The organism is Chryseobacterium rhizosphaerae, assembly GCF_003385455.1.
GTDB lineage: Bacteria > Bacteroidota > Bacteroidia > Flavobacteriales > Weeksellaceae > Chryseobacterium > Chryseobacterium rhizosphaerae.
This window is the reverse complement of sequence record NZ_QNUF01000010.1, coordinates 77,905-93,668: the sequence shown is the minus strand read 5'-3', so window position 1 is coordinate 93,668 and position 15,764 is coordinate 77,905. Positions and strand designations below refer to the sequence as shown.

General features: G+C 37.2%; 24 protein-coding genes. 9 read left to right on the top strand and 15 right to left on the bottom strand.

Going from position 1 to position 15,764, the window contains the following annotated elements:
* Window positions 1–95 precede the first annotated feature (95 nt).
* From DRF57_RS10820 to DRF57_RS10800, 5 genes are all read left to right on the top strand, one after another.
* Window positions 96–656 (top strand): RNA polymerase sigma factor, encoded by a 561-nt coding sequence (locus DRF57_RS10820; RefSeq protein ID WP_047486924.1) that lies wholly within the window; start codon window positions 96–98, stop codon window positions 654–656.
* 280 nt (window positions 657–936) lie between these two features.
* On the top strand, window positions 937–2,706 hold the full coding sequence (locus DRF57_RS10815; protein WP_115918530.1) for an aminopeptidase P family protein: 1,770 nt from the start codon (window positions 937–939) through the stop codon (window positions 2,704–2,706).
* A 420-nt stretch (window positions 2,707–3,126) separates the two neighbouring features.
* Window positions 3,127–3,693 (top strand): Crp/Fnr family transcriptional regulator, encoded by a 567-nt coding sequence (locus tag DRF57_RS10810; protein WP_115918471.1) that lies wholly within the window; start codon window positions 3,127–3,129, stop codon window positions 3,691–3,693.
* A 53-nt stretch (window positions 3,694–3,746) separates the two neighbouring features.
* Window positions 3,747–4,769, top strand: coding sequence for a saccharopine dehydrogenase family protein (locus DRF57_RS10805; protein ID WP_115918469.1), 1,023 nt, complete (start codon window positions 3,747–3,749; stop codon window positions 4,767–4,769).
* Window positions 4,766–5,344, top strand: coding sequence for an NAD(P)H-dependent oxidoreductase (locus DRF57_RS10800; protein ID WP_115918467.1), 579 nt, complete (start codon window positions 4,766–4,768; stop codon window positions 5,342–5,344). Before DRF57_RS10805 ends, DRF57_RS10800 begins: the two co-directional genes overlap by 4 nt.
* Window positions 5,345–5,421: 77 nt before the next feature.
* Here the strand turns inward: DRF57_RS10800 and DRF57_RS10795 are convergent, their stop codons facing one another.
* The 3 genes from DRF57_RS10795 to DRF57_RS10785 form a co-directional block, all read right to left on the bottom strand.
* On the bottom strand, window positions 5,422–6,144 hold the full coding sequence (locus DRF57_RS10795) for a siderophore-interacting protein (protein ID WP_115918465.1): 723 nt from the start codon (window positions 6,142–6,144) through the stop codon (window positions 5,422–5,424).
* 83 nt (window positions 6,145–6,227) lie between these two features.
* Entirely contained in the window at window positions 6,228–7,100 is an 873-nt protein-coding gene (locus tag DRF57_RS10790) for a helix-turn-helix domain-containing protein (RefSeq protein ID WP_115918463.1), read from the bottom strand.
* A 2-nt stretch (window positions 7,101–7,102) separates the two neighbouring features.
* A complete protein-coding gene (locus DRF57_RS10785; protein WP_115918461.1) occupies window positions 7,103–7,738 on the bottom strand; it encodes a LysE family translocator in 636 nt (211 codons plus the stop codon).
* A gap of 205 nt (window positions 7,739–7,943) precedes the next feature.
* Between DRF57_RS10785 and DRF57_RS10780 the strand changes: the two genes are divergently transcribed.
* From DRF57_RS10780 to DRF57_RS10765, 4 genes are read left to right on the top strand one after another with little or no spacing between them, the layout of a single operon-like run.
* On the top strand, window positions 7,944–8,651 hold the full coding sequence (locus DRF57_RS10780; RefSeq protein WP_047486902.1) for a hypothetical protein: 708 nt from the start codon (window positions 7,944–7,946) through the stop codon (window positions 8,649–8,651).
* Window positions 8,652–8,676: 25 nt separating this feature from the next.
* Window positions 8,677–9,282 (top strand): hypothetical protein, encoded by a 606-nt coding sequence (locus DRF57_RS10775; RefSeq protein ID WP_115918459.1) that lies wholly within the window; start codon window positions 8,677–8,679, stop codon window positions 9,280–9,282.
* Window positions 9,252–10,001: a sensor histidine kinase gene (locus tag DRF57_RS10770; RefSeq protein WP_084087886.1), complete on the top strand. Its 750-nt coding sequence runs from the start codon at window positions 9,252–9,254 to the stop codon at window positions 9,999–10,001. Before DRF57_RS10775 ends, DRF57_RS10770 begins: the two co-directional genes overlap by 31 nt.
* A 10-nt stretch (window positions 10,002–10,011) precedes the next feature.
* Window positions 10,012–10,692 carry a response regulator transcription factor gene (locus DRF57_RS10765; RefSeq protein ID WP_115918457.1) on the top strand — a complete coding sequence of 227 codons (681 nt, stop codon included), beginning with the start codon at window positions 10,012–10,014 and terminating at the stop codon, window positions 10,690–10,692.
* Between the two features lie 67 nt (window positions 10,693–10,759).
* Here the strand turns inward: DRF57_RS10765 and DRF57_RS10760 are convergent, their stop codons facing one another.
* The 12 genes from DRF57_RS10760 to DRF57_RS10705 all read right to left on the bottom strand — a co-directional run bounded on the left by DRF57_RS10760 (window position 10,760) and on the right by DRF57_RS10705 (window position 15,756).
* Window positions 10,760–11,044, bottom strand: a complete 285-nt coding sequence (locus DRF57_RS10760) for a RebB family R body protein (protein WP_047486890.1) — start codon at window positions 11,042–11,044, stop codon at window positions 10,760–10,762.
* Between the two features lie 84 nt (window positions 11,045–11,128).
* Window positions 11,129–11,413, bottom strand: a complete 285-nt coding sequence (locus DRF57_RS10755; RefSeq protein ID WP_115918455.1) for a RebB family R body protein — start codon at window positions 11,411–11,413, stop codon at window positions 11,129–11,131.
* A gap of 81 nt (window positions 11,414–11,494) precedes the next feature.
* Window positions 11,495–11,779 carry a RebB family R body protein gene (locus DRF57_RS10750; RefSeq protein WP_084087887.1) on the bottom strand — a complete coding sequence of 95 codons (285 nt, stop codon included), beginning with the start codon at window positions 11,777–11,779 and terminating at the stop codon, window positions 11,495–11,497.
* A gap of 81 nt (window positions 11,780–11,860) precedes the next feature.
* The gene (locus DRF57_RS10745) at window positions 11,861–12,121 is read right to left on the bottom strand and encodes a RebB family R body protein (protein ID WP_047486885.1); all 261 of its coding nucleotides are present in this window, start codon (window positions 12,119–12,121) and stop codon (window positions 11,861–11,863) included.
* A gap of 85 nt (window positions 12,122–12,206) precedes the next feature.
* On the bottom strand, window positions 12,207–12,464 hold the full coding sequence (locus DRF57_RS10740) for a RebB family R body protein (RefSeq protein WP_228450270.1): 258 nt from the start codon (window positions 12,462–12,464) through the stop codon (window positions 12,207–12,209).
* A 78-nt stretch (window positions 12,465–12,542) separates the two neighbouring features.
* Complete coding sequence (locus DRF57_RS10735; RefSeq protein WP_047486879.1) at window positions 12,543–12,803, bottom strand: RebB family R body protein; 261 nt, start codon at window positions 12,801–12,803, stop codon at window positions 12,543–12,545.
* A 465-nt stretch (window positions 12,804–13,268) separates the two neighbouring features.
* Window positions 13,269–13,496, bottom strand: a complete 228-nt coding sequence (locus DRF57_RS10730; protein ID WP_115918451.1) for a RebB family R body protein — start codon at window positions 13,494–13,496, stop codon at window positions 13,269–13,271.
* Between the two features lie 25 nt (window positions 13,497–13,521).
* Window positions 13,522–13,917: a hypothetical protein gene (locus DRF57_RS10725; RefSeq protein ID WP_047486873.1), complete on the bottom strand. Its 396-nt coding sequence runs from the start codon at window positions 13,915–13,917 to the stop codon at window positions 13,522–13,524.
* A 39-nt stretch (window positions 13,918–13,956) separates the two neighbouring features.
* A complete protein-coding gene (locus DRF57_RS10720) occupies window positions 13,957–14,784 on the bottom strand; it encodes a hypothetical protein (protein ID WP_084087891.1) in 828 nt (275 codons plus the stop codon).
* Window positions 14,781–14,969: a hypothetical protein gene (locus DRF57_RS10715; RefSeq protein ID WP_047486867.1), complete on the bottom strand. Its 189-nt coding sequence runs from the start codon at window positions 14,967–14,969 to the stop codon at window positions 14,781–14,783. The genes DRF57_RS10720 and DRF57_RS10715 overlap by 4 nt, the downstream gene beginning before the upstream one ends.
* A gap of 38 nt (window positions 14,970–15,007) precedes the next feature.
* Window positions 15,008–15,523, bottom strand: coding sequence for a hypothetical protein (locus DRF57_RS10710; RefSeq protein ID WP_115918449.1), 516 nt, complete (start codon window positions 15,521–15,523; stop codon window positions 15,008–15,010).
* A gap of 17 nt (window positions 15,524–15,540) precedes the next feature.
* Window positions 15,541–15,756, bottom strand: a complete 216-nt coding sequence (locus DRF57_RS10705; RefSeq protein ID WP_047400697.1) for a RebB family R body protein — start codon at window positions 15,754–15,756, stop codon at window positions 15,541–15,543.
* Window positions 15,757–15,764: the final 8 nt, after the last annotated feature.

Genomic DNA, 15,764 nt, shown 5'->3' with positions numbered 1-15,764 from the left:
GGGGGCAAAAGGGGAAATTTGCTGATTGATATATTTGCCAATTCAGTTTTCTTCAGTCTTTGAATTTTCATTCAAATATGCTATATTTGTTAGTAATGAACGACGAACAGCTATTTCTGCTCATTCAAAAAGCCAAGGACAAGGACCAAAAGGCTCAGACTAAACTCATTAATGTTTTTTGGGTAGATGTTTTCTCTTTTGTGATGAAAAAAGTAAGGGATGAAAATGATGCCGACGAAATCACAGTGAACGTCTTTTCCAAAGTACTCTCAAAGCTGGATATGTTTGATCCCCACTTTCAGTTTAAAACCTGGGTCCTTACCATAGCTCAGAATACGGTCATTGACTTCTGGAGAAAGAGAAGCCGCGAAAATGAGGATGCCGTTGAAAATCTTGATGAGGTTAAAAATCAATATGCAAAATCTCCTGAAGAACTGATGATTTCCAATGAAGAGCAGAAAAAGATCATTAAAACCATTGAATCTTTGGATGCCAACTATCAGGATATTATCAAACTTAGATTTTTTGAAGAGAAAAGCATCAAAGAAATTGCCGAAGAACTGGGGATTTCTGTTGCCAATACCAAAGTGAGAGTGATGCGTGCCAAGAAAGTGCTGGCTGAGCTGCTTAAAGATAATGAGTTTGAAGACAACTAAACGCTATCCCTTTTTTAAGAATCAGTAAATTAAATATTTTCAATTATAAATTACCCATTCCGGATGTAGGAGTGGGTTTATTAGTGCTCAATATATTGAGAAACTTCTTCAGAATACTTAATTCATTAAAAAGACTTACCATATATTATAAGATTCAATAGATAGTGACTGTTTACTGGGAAATTAAGGAATAATAACAGATTATTACGGAAAATAGACGGTGGAATTGATCCTTCGGGTTCAATTTTTTCGTAACTTTCGGTGTTTAAAAATGAAAAGAATGACTTCAAAGGAAAAAGTTGCTGCGCTTCGTGAAGAAATGCAGAAAAATAATGTTGATGCATTTATAGTATATTCTGCAGATCCCCATATGAGTGAATATCTTCCTGAAGAATGGCAGGAGAGAGCCTGGTTATCAGGATTTCTGGGTTCTGCCGGTTTTGTGGTAGTAACCAAAGATAAAGCAGGGCTTTGGACAGACGGAAGATACTTTACACAAGCGGTTGATGAGCTGGAAGGTTCAGGAATTGACCTTTTCAAAGATGGAATAGAAGGAACTCCCAATTATATCGATTGGATTATTTCGGAAATTCCTGCAGGAGGTAAAGTGGCCGTTAATGCTTTAGCAGCTTCTCATGCTAACTGGGAACTGCTTTCTCAAAAATTTAATTCAAAAAATATTGTACTGGCTGATATTCCTCTTTTAAAAGAAGTTTGGAAAGAAAGAGGTACACCTTCAAAAAATCCAATCTTTGTACACCCGGTAGAAAGAGCCGGTCAATCTGTAGCAGATAAACTTTCTGCTATCCGTCAGAAAATGGAGGATCAGGATGCTACTGTTCACATCATCTCAAGTTTAGATGATGTAGCATGGACTTCCAACCTTAGAGGGAGTGATGTACAGAGTAACCCTGTATTTTTAGGATATATTGTGATCACTAAAAATGATGCTGTTTTATTCACAGACCTGGATAAAATGGAAGTGGGAGCCAGAAAACAAATGGATGATTCTTTCGTGAAAATGATGCCTTACGAAGAATTCTATCATTATCTGAAAGCATTCAAAAATGAAAAAGTACTGGTTTCTCCGAACACCAACCAACAGATTTTTGAAACATTAAAAACAGATAATCAGTTTATCAAAGCTCCGGTTCCCGGAAATCTGATGAAAGCTCAAAAAAATGAAACTGAGCTGGAAGGTTTCAGAAAAGTAATGGCGAGAGATGGGGTAGCGATGGTAAAATTCCTTTACTGGCTAACTCATAATGCCGGAAAAGAAACCATGAACGAATATTCTATCGGTGAAAAACTGAGAGGCTTCCGTGCAGAAGGTGAGAATTTTGTGGGAGAAAGTTTCGGTTCCATCATAGGGTATAAAGGTAATGGTGCTGTCATTCACTATTCGGCCAAGAAGGAAGGAAGCAAAGACGTGACTAATGATGCAAGCATCCTGGTAGATTCAGGAGGACAGTATCTTGAAGGCACTACAGATATTACAAGAACTTTTGCTTTGGGAGCTGTTTCCGAAGATTTCAAGAGAAACTCAACATTAGTATTACAGGGACTGATCCGTTTATCTATGGTGAAATTCCCGAAAGGAACTAAAGGAGTACAACTTGATGCCATTGCAAGACTTCCGTTATGGATGGATGGCAAAGACTACAATCACGGAACAGGTCACGGTGTGGGAAGTTTTATGAATGTTCACGAAGGCCCGCAAAGCATCAGAAAAGATCTGAATCCACAGGACCTTCTTCCGGGAATGGTATGCTCCAATGAACCTGGATATTACCTTGAAGGAGAATATGGAATCCGTCATGAAAATCTGATTGCCGTGAAAGAAGCGGAAACAACAATTAACGGAACTTTCTACGAATTTGAAACACTGACATTCTGCCCGTTCTTTAAAGATACCATAGTGAAAGAAATTCTTTTAGAAAATGAAATCGCCTGGTTAAATGGGTATCATAAAACATGTGAAGAAAAAATTGCTCCTTATTTAGAAGGAGAGGTTAAAGAATGGTTCTTACAGTTGGTAAGCCCTCTTTAATAAGATGTTTGTGCTGATTAAGGAATATAGCTTTTGGCACAGCATTGAACTTTAACAGAATAATTGTTAGATACATTTGAAGTCCTGTACGTCTTGTTACAGGGCTTTTTCTTTTTATACAACCGTATTTTTACGGAGAAAACTTTAGGGATTCCCCTGACACAGGGGAATTGAGAGCTGCCTATATTTGCATCAACACAAACATCATATCTTCATATACATAACTCAATCAGTTTTAAAACGGTAGTAAAACCATTCCATTCGGGGTGGTTTTACGTTTTTTGTAAAAGGATAGGATACAATTCCTCATGAGATCATTTTTGCTTTTCGTTATACTTTATAGTCCGTAATTTTATTTTCATGCTGTTTTTATTTATTTTCGCTGTATTCAAGTAGGAAGGATACTATTTTTTAAAAACTATGATACAGGATTATTTTCGAATGTTTTCCCTATTTTCAGAAAGTGAAATTGAGGAGTTTTTACATCTTTTTGAACCCCGGAGCGTCAGTAAAAATGACTACTTTGTGCAGGAAGGTGATCCATGTAAAGAGATTGCATTCATAGAATCCGGAATTTTCCGTTCGTATTATATTTCCGATGATGGGAAAGATACTACGTACTGTTTCAGATTTCCCAATAATCTGATGGCTTCCTATTCATCATTTATTTCAGGGGCTCCAAGTATGGAAACTATGCAGGCTATCTCCAATGCTGATCTGCTTATTTTGAAAAAAGATAAAATAGAAGAGCTGGTTCGGAATAATCCCAATTGGACCTTATTTTTAAAAGCAATAGCCGAGCAGGAATATATGGAACTTGAAAAAAGATTCTTTCAGCTTCAGCGTAACAATGCTGCCCAGAGGTATGCCGATTTACTTAAAAACCAACCGGATTATATCCAGAATATTCCGCTACAGTTCCTGGCTTCTTATCTTGGGATTACCCAACGCCATTTAAGCCGTATCCGAAAGGAAATTTCTTTTTAGACATTTGTCCTGTTCATTGGTCCGGAAGCTCTATAATTTTGTAAAAAAAATAGATGGAGCATAATATTCTGATTATTGGTGGAACCGGATTAGTGGGTAAAACGATTGCCCGTATTTTAAAAAAAAGAAATCCTCAGTTCAATATTTTTATTGGGGGACGAAAAGGAGGTAAAACTGATAAAGACCTAAAGATTGACGTCACAGATCTGGGTTCTTTTAGCATAATTTTAGAGAAGAAAATCAACCTGATCATTCTTTCAGTCAATGATAAAACGGATCATGTTCTCCGCTTTGCTATTGACAATAAGATCGATTATCTGGATATCACCAAGCCAACTCCTGATCTGGTAAAAGCCTACGATCTGGCAAAGAACCGAAAAGTCAGCAGCAGGATTGTATTCAGCTCAGGGTGGATGGGAGGAATTGTTCCGGGATTGGCAAATACGCTTTCAGATAGGGTAGATATCCGGGAGATTAAGCTTTTTGTATATTATTCTGTAAAGGATCTGGCTGGAGAAAGCTCTGCTCATTTTATGGCAGAAAATGTGGCTGTTCCTTTCAGTGAATATAAAAATGATCAACCTGTTTCTATCCGGCATTTTTTAAATACTGAAGTTTTTGATTTTTCCTTTGGCATAGGGAAGAGGAGGGCTTATAATTTTGATGTTCCGGATCTTTATATTTTAAACCGGGTAGAAAGAGTTCCTGATGTCAGTGTAAAAATGACCTACAATTCAAAATTTATTACGTGGTTGCTTGGCTCTTTTCAGTACCTTAGAATTTTCAGTATTTTATCTTTAAAAGAAAGAAAGATGATCTTCGGATCCAGTGGAAAAGGAGATCAGTCAGTATTTGAAATTGTTGTAAAAGATAAAGGGATTTGCAGGAAATTAAGTTTACAGAGTACAAAAGGACAGGCAGAATTAACCGCTTTATCAGCAGTGCTGCATACGGAAGAGCTGTTGAGAAACCCTCATGGAAATAATGTTTATTTTGGACACCAGCTGCATGAACCCTTATCATTATTAGCCCAGCTTAATGCATATGAAACCATTAATATCAAGGTAACGCAATGAAAAAAATAGCCATTATCAACGGACATCCAAATAAAGATTCGTTCAATTTTGGAATTGCTGAAGCATACAGAAACGGAGCAAAGGAATCGGGGGCAGAAGTAAAGGAAATTACCATTGCCTATCTCGATTTTAATCCTAATCTGCAATTCGGATATCAAAAAAGGATGGAACTGGAACCGGACTTGCTTAAAGCCTGGGAAATCATTCAATGGGCTGATCACCTGGTTTGGATACATCCTGTTTGGTGGGGTGGCCTGCCCGCCATCACAAAAGGTTTTTTAGACCGGCTTTTCTTACCGGGAATGGCTTTTAAATACAGGGAAAACTCTGTATGGTGGGATCGGTTTCTGAAAGGGAAAACAGGACATATTATTACCACTTTAGATCAGCCGGGTTGGTATTACCGTCTTTTTTTCGGCAGACCCAGTGTTAATCAGCTTAAAAGATCTACGTTGGAGTTTTGCGGTGTAAAACCGGTGAGGGTAACTTATATTGGAGTAATCAGGAATTCTAAGGAAGAACAGCGGAAGCATTGGCTGAAAAAGGCAAAAGAATTGGGGAAAAAGATGAAATAAAATGAGGTCCCCCCCCCTGATCTTTAATTTTATCTGACAATTATTAGCGATTTAATTGTCAGATAAAATTGTGAGTATCACAATCCTTTCTTTCCTTCTATCCAATAGGCTTGTGATCTGATGCATCTGGAGGATACTCCTTTTGCCTTTAGGAATTTTCTGATCAGCGTCATTGTATTTCCGTTTCCCGTTACATAGAAAATAACATCATCATTGTATATAGCTTGTTTTTCTTCCCTTAAAAAATCAGTTAGAGATTCAATAATAACCATGATGTTATTCTTTGGAGCATGGTATCCATATAAATTCAGGGTTTCCAGAGCTGAAGAATCTTCCACCTCATGGAGACAGCCAAATAAGAGATTAGATTCTTCAGCAGCTTCTTTAATGGCAAGAGAGCTTCCCAGGGATGTTTCATCACCTATTGAGAAATGCATCATGGCATCGGGATCAAAAAAACGTTTTCCTCTGGGTATTAAAATTTTTATAGAATCTCCTGCTGACAGGTGGGTTACGAAATTACTTCCTGCTGCTGAGGTATCGTGAATATGAAAGAGAATGTCAAATGTACCTGCTTCTCTGTTGAAATTAAAAGGAGAATAATTACGGAAATCCCTATCGTTGACTCTTATTCCTATGGCATAGGCAGGTTCATAATGAATATCCTGCAAGTCTGTGGCAAAACGTATACAGTAAAGCTCATCAGTAATTTTCTTCTTATCGATAACATTACAGTCTTTAAACTTTGAAGACCACACATTTTCTACAGTATCATTGATCCATTTTGGTAAGCTTGGCATAAATAATTTTTTATGACAAAGGAAGCTGTAAAATTAAAATATAGCGATAGCTGTTTCAGGGAATTGGTTGGATTATTCGTGGGTTACTTTCCTGTTTTATTTTTATCCCGAAATGCTGAGGGAGGCTGGCCCACCAGTTTTGAAAATAAACGGCTAAAATAAGTGTGATCACTATATCCCAATTCATAGGCAATTTCCTTTACTGTAAGATGGGTAAAGGCTAATAATCTTTTTGCTTCTATGATAATTTCCTGATGGATCCAGTATTGTGCGGGTTTTCCGGTTACCTCCCGGATTACTTCGGTGAGATATCCTCTTGAAATATTGAGAAGTTCAGCATATTCTGATGGACTTTTCGTGGTTTTAAAATTTTCTCTTATCCTGATTCTGAAAGCTCTTGCCAGCTGCAAAGAACGGTTTTCATCAGATATTTCAGAGGTGGTTTCGCGGGAATATATAAAAGCAAACATCCCGACAAAAGCATTCAATAAAGAGTGAACAATCAAAAGCCCTTCTTTGGAGGCGAATGTTTCCTCAGTGAAGGAAGCCTGGAGCATACTGGCAGATGTATTGATCTTTTCCATCCAATTTTTATCGATAGTAATAGGCTTCACTTCGTCCAGGGATTCCTCAAAAACAGCACGTACGGTATCCGGAAGCCAATCTGCCTTTACCGCTACAAACCAACCGCTCACATCTTTCATCAAAAGCCCCTGATGCACCTGATTAGGCAATACACAGAAAATAGAGCTGCCTTGAGATTCAATGATTTTAAAATCAACCATCATTTTTACGTGGCCACTTTCCATACAAGTGAAAATATAATGGCTGTCACGGTGTATCCCTTTATCCAAAATAGTATCTCTTGAATGGTGATAATTTTCATCCAGTCTTTTGATAAGAAAATGATGCTCCGAAATATCACTTAAATCATAGGTGGGAATGGTATGCTTCATCTTTATTTTGCCTTTGAGAATGCCATCTTTATAGCTAAGCAGGTCAGTACACTAGCCATGAACCACTTTTGTACTCTTATCCAGGCAGGGTTGTGGGCAAAGAATAAAGCCACTCTTGCCGCGGTTAATATGATTAAAAAGTTAACACTAAAACTTACCAGAACCTGTATAACTCCAAGTTCCAAACTCTGGATCAGTACTGATCCATATTCAGGTTTGATAAACTGTGGAAAAAGGGACAGGTAAAAGACAGCTACTTTGGGATTGAGCATACTGGTTAAAAAGCCAATACTGAAAAGCTTTTTAGGACTGTCATGAGATCCGTTTTCATCGACTTCAAAAATGTTTTTGCTCTTAGGTTTAATGGCCTGATAAGCTAAGTATAAAAGATAAATAATTCCTACTGTTTTAAGGACTGTATAAGCGATGGGCACCGCAAATAATACGGCGGTCAACCCAAAAGATACCATAACGATGTGAAACAGAAATCCACAGACTACCCCGATCAATGAAATAAACCCTGACTTCTTTCCTTGCGTTATTGATTTGGATATCAGATAAATCATATTGGGCCCCGGGCTGATTACAAGAACAAGTGCCGCCAGGATAAAGAATAAAAGCTCGTGGAATGGAATCATGATGTAAAGAGGTTTTAAATGAGATCGTTTTGTATTACAAAGATACATACTGCTTCTCATGTTTTTTGAAAAAAAAATAGATGAATATTAATTTTAATTACGTTGTATTATGTTTTCCACACAAAAGTGATTTAAAAATAAATAGGAGTGCATTTTTTTTGTAAATTTCAACACATAAAATAATTATCATTCACAAATAGCTATCATGACTACTGAAAATATCTTTGAAGCCATTAGAAAATGGAAAAATATTATTGATTCTTACAAAAACGGGATTGATACGAATGGGACCAAAATTTTGAATTATTTAAATCAGGGAACCCATTTCAGTGTTTCAGGAGCAGAAATTGAACGGTGGAAAAAAAACCTTACAGGAGAACACCAAAGAATTCATGCTTATGTAGGTATTCATGAGGAACAATTAAAGTTTTTTCTGATTGATTCTACAAGTGATAAAGAGGCTAATTTTGGTGCTATAGTTATTAAAAGCTTTTCCCGTGATTTTGCTGACGGGAAGATGGAAAGCAGTAATGATATGGAATTAAATCCACCTTCAATTACTTCAGAAGCGGCCATAAATAGAAGTTTCAGATGGAATATGTTTGCTACTTCCTGGCTTCAGGCTCAGAAAACAGAAGATTTTTTTCAACTGATCTCTATTCCGTTTTCGGATTATGAAAGAATGGGGATTCTGGATGCTCAGACATGTATCTGCTTCTTTGGACTCACGAATAACTTAGAAAAAAAAGAAAGTAATTTCCCTTATCATATCGAAATGATTACGGTGAAAAGTTTAGCGATTAACCATATCAGTGAAACTGCAGAAAACTATTCTACTCCACGACCTCCATTTACGATTGATAGTCTCAGTGATTATCAACTTTTGAAGCAAAGCACCAGTGTTTTCGTATAACAGCCTTTCCCTGTATTTGCAAATTATGATTAATCTCGTTTTACTGACAGGGTTGATTGTATTGGTAAAAGAAGGGATAAGAACAAAGTTTCCTGTGATTGTACTTCTTTCAGGAGAGCTGACGTTGGAGATGGCCGACTTAATTGACCGGTTGATGAAATTAAACACGCTTAACACCTATAATTATGCACTCAGCCAGTTTTTTGGTCTGGTAGCCCTTACGGTAATTTATAGCAATTATTATATTCAGCTTTCCCGCAAAATCAGATGGATAATCTATTGTTATGCAGGGTTTTTGCTGATTGGTAATATGTTGTATATACAAAACGCTACATCGGTCACTTTCTATTCTAATATCATCAGTAGTATTATTATTTGCAGTTATGCAGCTTCTTATTTCATGAAGATCATCAGAGTAGGAAGAGTTGAAAAAAGTATGTTTATTGTAAACATCGTTGTTTTTCTGTTCTTTTCCGTTGAATGTGTGATCTCTACTACTTTTAATTTTTTAATCAGCAACCATCTGAGCTGGGTAGGCCCCATCTGGCTTCTTAGAGGCGTTTTGTTATTGTCTTTTTATATTGCTTTTATTAATCTGGGATGTGCTGTTGGGAAAATCAGAATCAGGTAGTTGTATGGATATGGATCGGTATTGGGCTATTTTTTTTAACAACATTATTCATCACATTATTGGTTATTAATTATTTAAAAAGTATCAAAAAAAACAAGCAGAAAGTCTCGACGATGTTCAGGGATGTGAAAAAGGAATACGGGGAGCATATGCTGAGCTTACAGGAACAGGATAGGGAACGTTTGGCAGAAGAACTTCATGATAATATCATCTCGCAGCTGAATATTATTCGTTTGACTATCAATGAGAAAAAGCCGGAAGAGCTTAATGTTGATTTAAAAAGATCAATGCAGCTGATTCGGGAATTATCCCATAATCTGACTCCTCCTGATCTCAATGAAATTGATCTTGCAGATTTAATTGCGGATTATCTCGTACCGATTAATAAAAATATAGAAGTTATTTTTCATCATCTTACAATAGAGATAGCAATCAGCAATCCTGTAAAATTAAATATCTTCAGAATCATACAAGAATTAATCACCAATATTCTTAAACATGCTGAAGCTACCAGAGTGGATGTATCCCTAAGAATATCGCTGAATTATCTGATGTTAACCATAGAAGATAATGGTCGTGGCTTTATTATAGGGAATCATTCGGGTGGGATAGGATTAAGAAATGTTCATTCAAGAGCACAAAAAATCAAAGCAATCTATAAACTTAAAACAAAACCTGAGAAAGGAACAAAATTTATCGCCTGTATGGCAATACAATAAAACAATATACATGGAACATTCAAGAATTAAAATAGGCATTGTAGATGATGACCTGCTGTTTGTACAGCTTTTGAAAAATTATATCGAGAATAGCGGCATCTATCAGGTAGTCGTTACAGCAAAAAGTGGGTGTCATTTTCTCGCCGAAGAAGATTGTGGCTCTTTGGATATTCTGATTTTAGATTTGAGAATGGCAAATGGTGATGGTCTTGATGTGATGTCTGCCTTGGCCCAAAGAGAAATACAAACTAAAATCGTAGTGCTATCCAGTTTTTATCGCCGTTCTTTTATGGGACAAATGCTAAAAATGGGGGCTCATGCGTTTTTATCTAAAGAAATTGAGCTGGAGGAGCTATTGACTGTCCTCAACACGGTTTACCATACCGGGCATTATTTTTCCAGTGAACAGATTGATGCAATGAGAGGGCAGCTTTCCAACAAGCTTCCTGAATTTCATTCTTTTTCTAAAAATGAACTTACAGAGAGAGAAGTGGAAGTTTTACGATTGGTTTGCCAACAAATGAGTACGAAAGAAATTGCAGATTCCCTGTTTATTTCTCCTAAAACTGTAGAAACCCACAAAACCAATCTTATGATTAAAACAGGAGTGAAGAATATGGCTGGATTGGTCATTTACGCGGTACAAAACAGTATTATTGATGCGAATGAAATTGTTTTGCTAGATAAATAATCATAAAGAATCAGGGAGCACATTGATGTACTCCCTGATAACAAGAAATCTAAAAAACACACTATAATTAAGGATTTAATACTTTAGCCATAGAAACTGCATCGGCTACAGTATCCAGACTGTAGATCTGCAGAATTCCCTGAGTAGTCGCTGCCTGACCTAGAATATTTTGTTGGTTCTGTGCATTTACTGCGTTTTCAAACATAATTCCTGTAGAATGTGCCGCAGATTGATATACGTTGCTCAATGCCATTGCAGGAGATTCTCCTACTACTTTTACGTTCGATTGCGTTACTGCATCTGTGATTTGTTCGTTGACTGTTGTTCCTGCTTTTTCGGTAGGTAATGCCATAGTTATAATTTTTTATGAGGTTTAAAAACAACCGGATTTTCCGGTTGTTCGGATTATAATATTCTGCTTTTCGCAAAAAATAAATTACGGATTAAGGATTTTAGCCATAGAAACCGCATCTGCAATAGTATCCAGGCTGTAGATTTGTGAGATCCCTTGTGTAGTGGCAGCCTGCGTAACTATGTTTTGTTGGTTTTGTGAATTCACTGCATTTTCAAACATAATTCCTGTAGAATGTGCCGCTGTCTGGTACACGTTGCTCAGTGCCATTGCGGGAGATTCTCCTACTACTTTTACGTTTGATTGTGTTACTGCGTCTGTGATTTGTTCGTTGACTGTTGATCCTGCTTTTTCGGTAGGTAATGCCATAGTTATAATTTTTTATTAAGTTTAAAGAACAACCGGTTTTTCCGGTTGCTCGGATGGTATTCTGCTTTTCGCAAAAATGAATTACGGATTAAGGACTTTAGCCATAGAAACGGCATCTGCAATAGTATCCAGGCTGTAGATTTGTGAAATCCCTTGTGTAGTGGCAGCCTGCGTAACTATGTTTTGTTGGTTTTGTGAATTCACTGCATTTTCAAACATAATTCCTGTAGAATGTGCCGCTGTCTGGTACACGTTGCTCAGTGCCACTGCAGGAGATTCTGCTACTACTTTTACGTTCGATTGTGTTACTGCGTCTGTGATTTGTTCGTTGACTGTTGTTCCTGCTTTTTCGGTAGGTAATGCCATAGTTATAATTTTTTATTAGGTTTAAAGAACAACCGGTTTTTCCGGTTGCTCGGATAGTATTCTGCTTTTCGCAAAAATGAATTACGGATTAAGGACTTTAGCAATGGAAACCGCATCTGCAATAGTATCCAGGCTATAGATTTGTGAAATACCTTGTGTCGTAGCTGCCTGAGTCAGAATATTTTGTTGGTTTTGTGCATTCACTGCATTTTCAAACATAATTCCTGTGGAATGTGCTGCTGATTGATATACGTTACTCAGCGCCATTGCAGGAGATTCTGCTACTACTTTTACGTTGGACTGGGTTACTGCGTCTGTGATTTGTTCGTTGACTGATGCCATAGTTATAATTTTTTATTAAGGTTAAAAATCAACCGGTTTTTCCGGCATTGTAAAATTGTTGTATGCTGCGGTCTGCAAAAATGGATTAAGGGGTCAGGATCTTAGCAATAGAAATAGCATCAGCGATGGTATCTTTACTGTAAATTTGAGTAACACCTTGTGTTGTAGCTGCCTGGGTAACGATATTGTGCTGGTTTTGAGTATTAATCGCATTTTCAAACATAATTCCTGTAGAATGTGCTGCTGTCTGATACACATTACTTAAAGCTATTGCAGGAGACTCTGCTACTACTTTTACATTAGACTGAGTTACTGCGTCTGTGATTTGTCCGTTTACTGGCATAACGATTATTGTTTATGGGTTAAAAAACAACCGGATTTTCCGGCTGGGATGATCACTTTTTATCAAAAAGTTTAAAAATTAGGGTTTAAGGATCTTCGCAATCGAAACGGCATCTGCTACAGTATCCAGGCTATAGATCTGCAGGATTCCCTGAGTAGTGGCTGCCTGACCTAAAATGTTTTGTTGATTTTGCGTATTGACTGCATTTTCAAACATAATTCCTGTAGAATGTGCTGCCGATTGATACACATTACTTAAAGCCATTGCAGGAGATTCTGCTACTACCTTTACGTTAGATTGCGTTACTGCGTCTGTGATTTGTTCATTGACTGTTGCCATAGTTGTAATTGTTTTTGGTGAGATCTGATCTCGGTTAATAAATTATTGATTTAAACTAGTTTTCTATTCTATTTTTAAACTCACAACAGATCCTGCAGATGAATAAATTTCAAAAGCATTGGTATAGACTGGTAATTGATGATTAGATCCGAAGGGTGATTCTTAATACAATGGTTGAAACCATGATCTGTAAAATCTGTGCGAGTTTAAAGCATATTTTTTATTAAAAGGATGCGGTTATAATTTTAATATCTGTCTTAAAAATATATTTCTGCTGTAGGTATGCCGGTAGTGATCGATTCCTTTGGGCCGGAAAAAAAATGGATTCTGAATGATTGCTTTTGTACACTGACAGCATCTAAAAACCGGTGCAAAATAAATGTTGACCTGATGGTATATGTTGAGGGCACCGGATTTTATCTTTACAGAGAAAATAAACCGCATCCATAGTTTTTGATGCAGGGATTAAAACCTTCCCTTTTTAAGCATTTCCAATTCTCGGTATTTCCGTTTTCCGGAACTCATTTTTTTGACTCCCATGACATAATTGGTTATTCCCATCATAGAATCCCGTTGTTGGTTTAACGCAGAATTAATCTGCATGAGCCCTGTGGAATGGGCACTTACCTGTGTAGAAATGGCACCGGGCACAGCCGTAGACATTCCTGTGATGAATGCATTAATTTCGTTCATAGTATATATTTAGTTTTTGATGTTTTTAGATGCGAATATTACCAAGCCTTGTATTCAGCTTATTCATTCGCTCCATTATTTTTATCTCTTTCTCCTTTACCTTTGCTGTTGAAGCCTCCTGAAGCTGTTTCAGCTGTTCTTCATAATTCATTGCCGGGGCAGCAGAAGCAGTGGGTGGAAAATCCTGAGTGGGAGCTGCTTCTTGCTGTTTAACAGCTTCTTCCAGTTTTTCCAGTAAAGGTGCCAGTGATTTCATGGTCTCCTTTATTGCTTTTTCTTTGATGTAATTAATGATTTCATCTTCGTGCCTCAATACAAAAGGCATCACTTCTTCTTCAATGATAGCAGGCTTATTGTATTCTTCCGTCACCGGGACAGGAGGCTGCTGAACAGGAATTTTTTTGGGAATTCTTCTGCGCATTAATGTTGTTTTTTATGATGTTAAAAAAATACCTGGTAATTACAGTATATAACCGATAAATGCAGAAGCAGCCCTCCAGTCCGGATTAAGACCTCTGATTACATTATAGCCTGTAACTTCTAAAGAAATACACCCAGAAATAGCATTGGCTGAAAGCATTTCTTTTAATTGATTGTGAGGAAGGGTTAGAATATAATCATCCGAAATCACAATAGGCTTCCCATTATTTACTGGCGTTTCATTCACTACAATACTTAGGATTTCCTGGAAATAATGGGCAATCAGCTTGGAAGCCTGAAACTCCAGTTCCCTCTTTAATTCTATCATCTCAACCGGAGTGACCAGATCAGAAACATCAGAAACATCTACATCATGTACCGAGTACATTGCTTCTCCTGTATTGGAAGGAGTAATTGTAATATCTGTTTTGAGAATGCATTTTGATCTTTCAAGATTAATAGTGAGAGGTTTTGAATCGCTCTCCGGAAGTGCAATGTCGCTTAAAGTAGTAAGGGGTAAAATTCTTACATTACAATAAAAGGCTTTCGGATCATCCAGCTTGATCATAATAACTACGATTCCGGTTGATTTATCCTTAGGTTCTATCACAAAAGACTGAAAATGATTGTATCTTTTACTTCCCCTGGTGCAGTTGACCAGTCTTACAGAAGGTTGTATATTAATGTCCGATGTTTGGAGATTAAATACAATACGCTCTGCATTATTGTCGGTTTTCTTGCTATCTGTGTTTTTTGTGTCCAAATAAGCGGTATCACTGTTTCTGGTCAGATAAAGCCGTTCATTTAAATCATGTAAGCTCTGTAGATTTAAAATTTTAGCGGGTTTGGTTACTGTAGAATAATTCATTTCTTATTTATTTTAAGTTTGTCAATGAGTTGGGTTATTATGGTTTTCTTTTCTGTTGTAACTTCAGATTCTTCTGAAGGAATTACTGCTTCTTTAATTTCTGGTTTTACGAGTGGCTGTGTCAGTTTTATTGACTTCAATACTAATTTCCCCTCATGATCAGCCGTAATAAAGCTTTTTTTCATTTCTTCTTTTTCTGATGAGGTTTGTTCCGTTACCGGATCTACCTGTTTTTTTTTTCAGGATTTTCAGCCTCTGATAAAATATCGGTATAAGGGGGAGATACCGGTGTTTCATTCGGAATAGGAAGCGTATTAGCGTTGTATATGGTATTGGAAATTTTAGCTTTTACTTCTGCATAATCACTCACCATTTTAAATAAGTCTTTCATCATTTCATTACTATGTCCCGTCCCCTCTGCCTGTACAAATTCAGCTTTGTGAGCTTCTGTATCTTTACTGCCCGGAGCAGGACCTACAGGCGATCCGTAAGTCAATAAATTGTTGGCTAATCTGCTTAAGGCAATAAGACCTACCTGTTCAAATCCTTTTAAAAAAGACTGCAGATCCTGAACCATCATTCCCGTAGACTGTTCAATCATTACTTTTGCTACTCCGGTCATAGGGGATGCTTTTGGGGGTGCCAATACCTCACTGTTTACAAATACTACAGCTTTCTCCACCGGAGTGGTGGCATCCGCTGTCTGCGATTGTTGGATTTGACTGTTGTGCTCATTCATGATCGTAAGGTTTTAGATTATCCTTTTAAAATTTTAATGGCATCTGCAACAATCGCAGGATTAAGCTGATTTAAGTTCTGCTGATTCGTTACCGAATTCTGAATGGAAATTCCACTGGCATGTGTAGCCATCTGGTAGAGCATACTCATGGCCTGTGCGGGAGATTCACCAAGCACGGTAACATTCGTCTGCGTTACTGCATCTGTAGTCTGGTTGTTTACTGTATCTGCCATATTCTGGG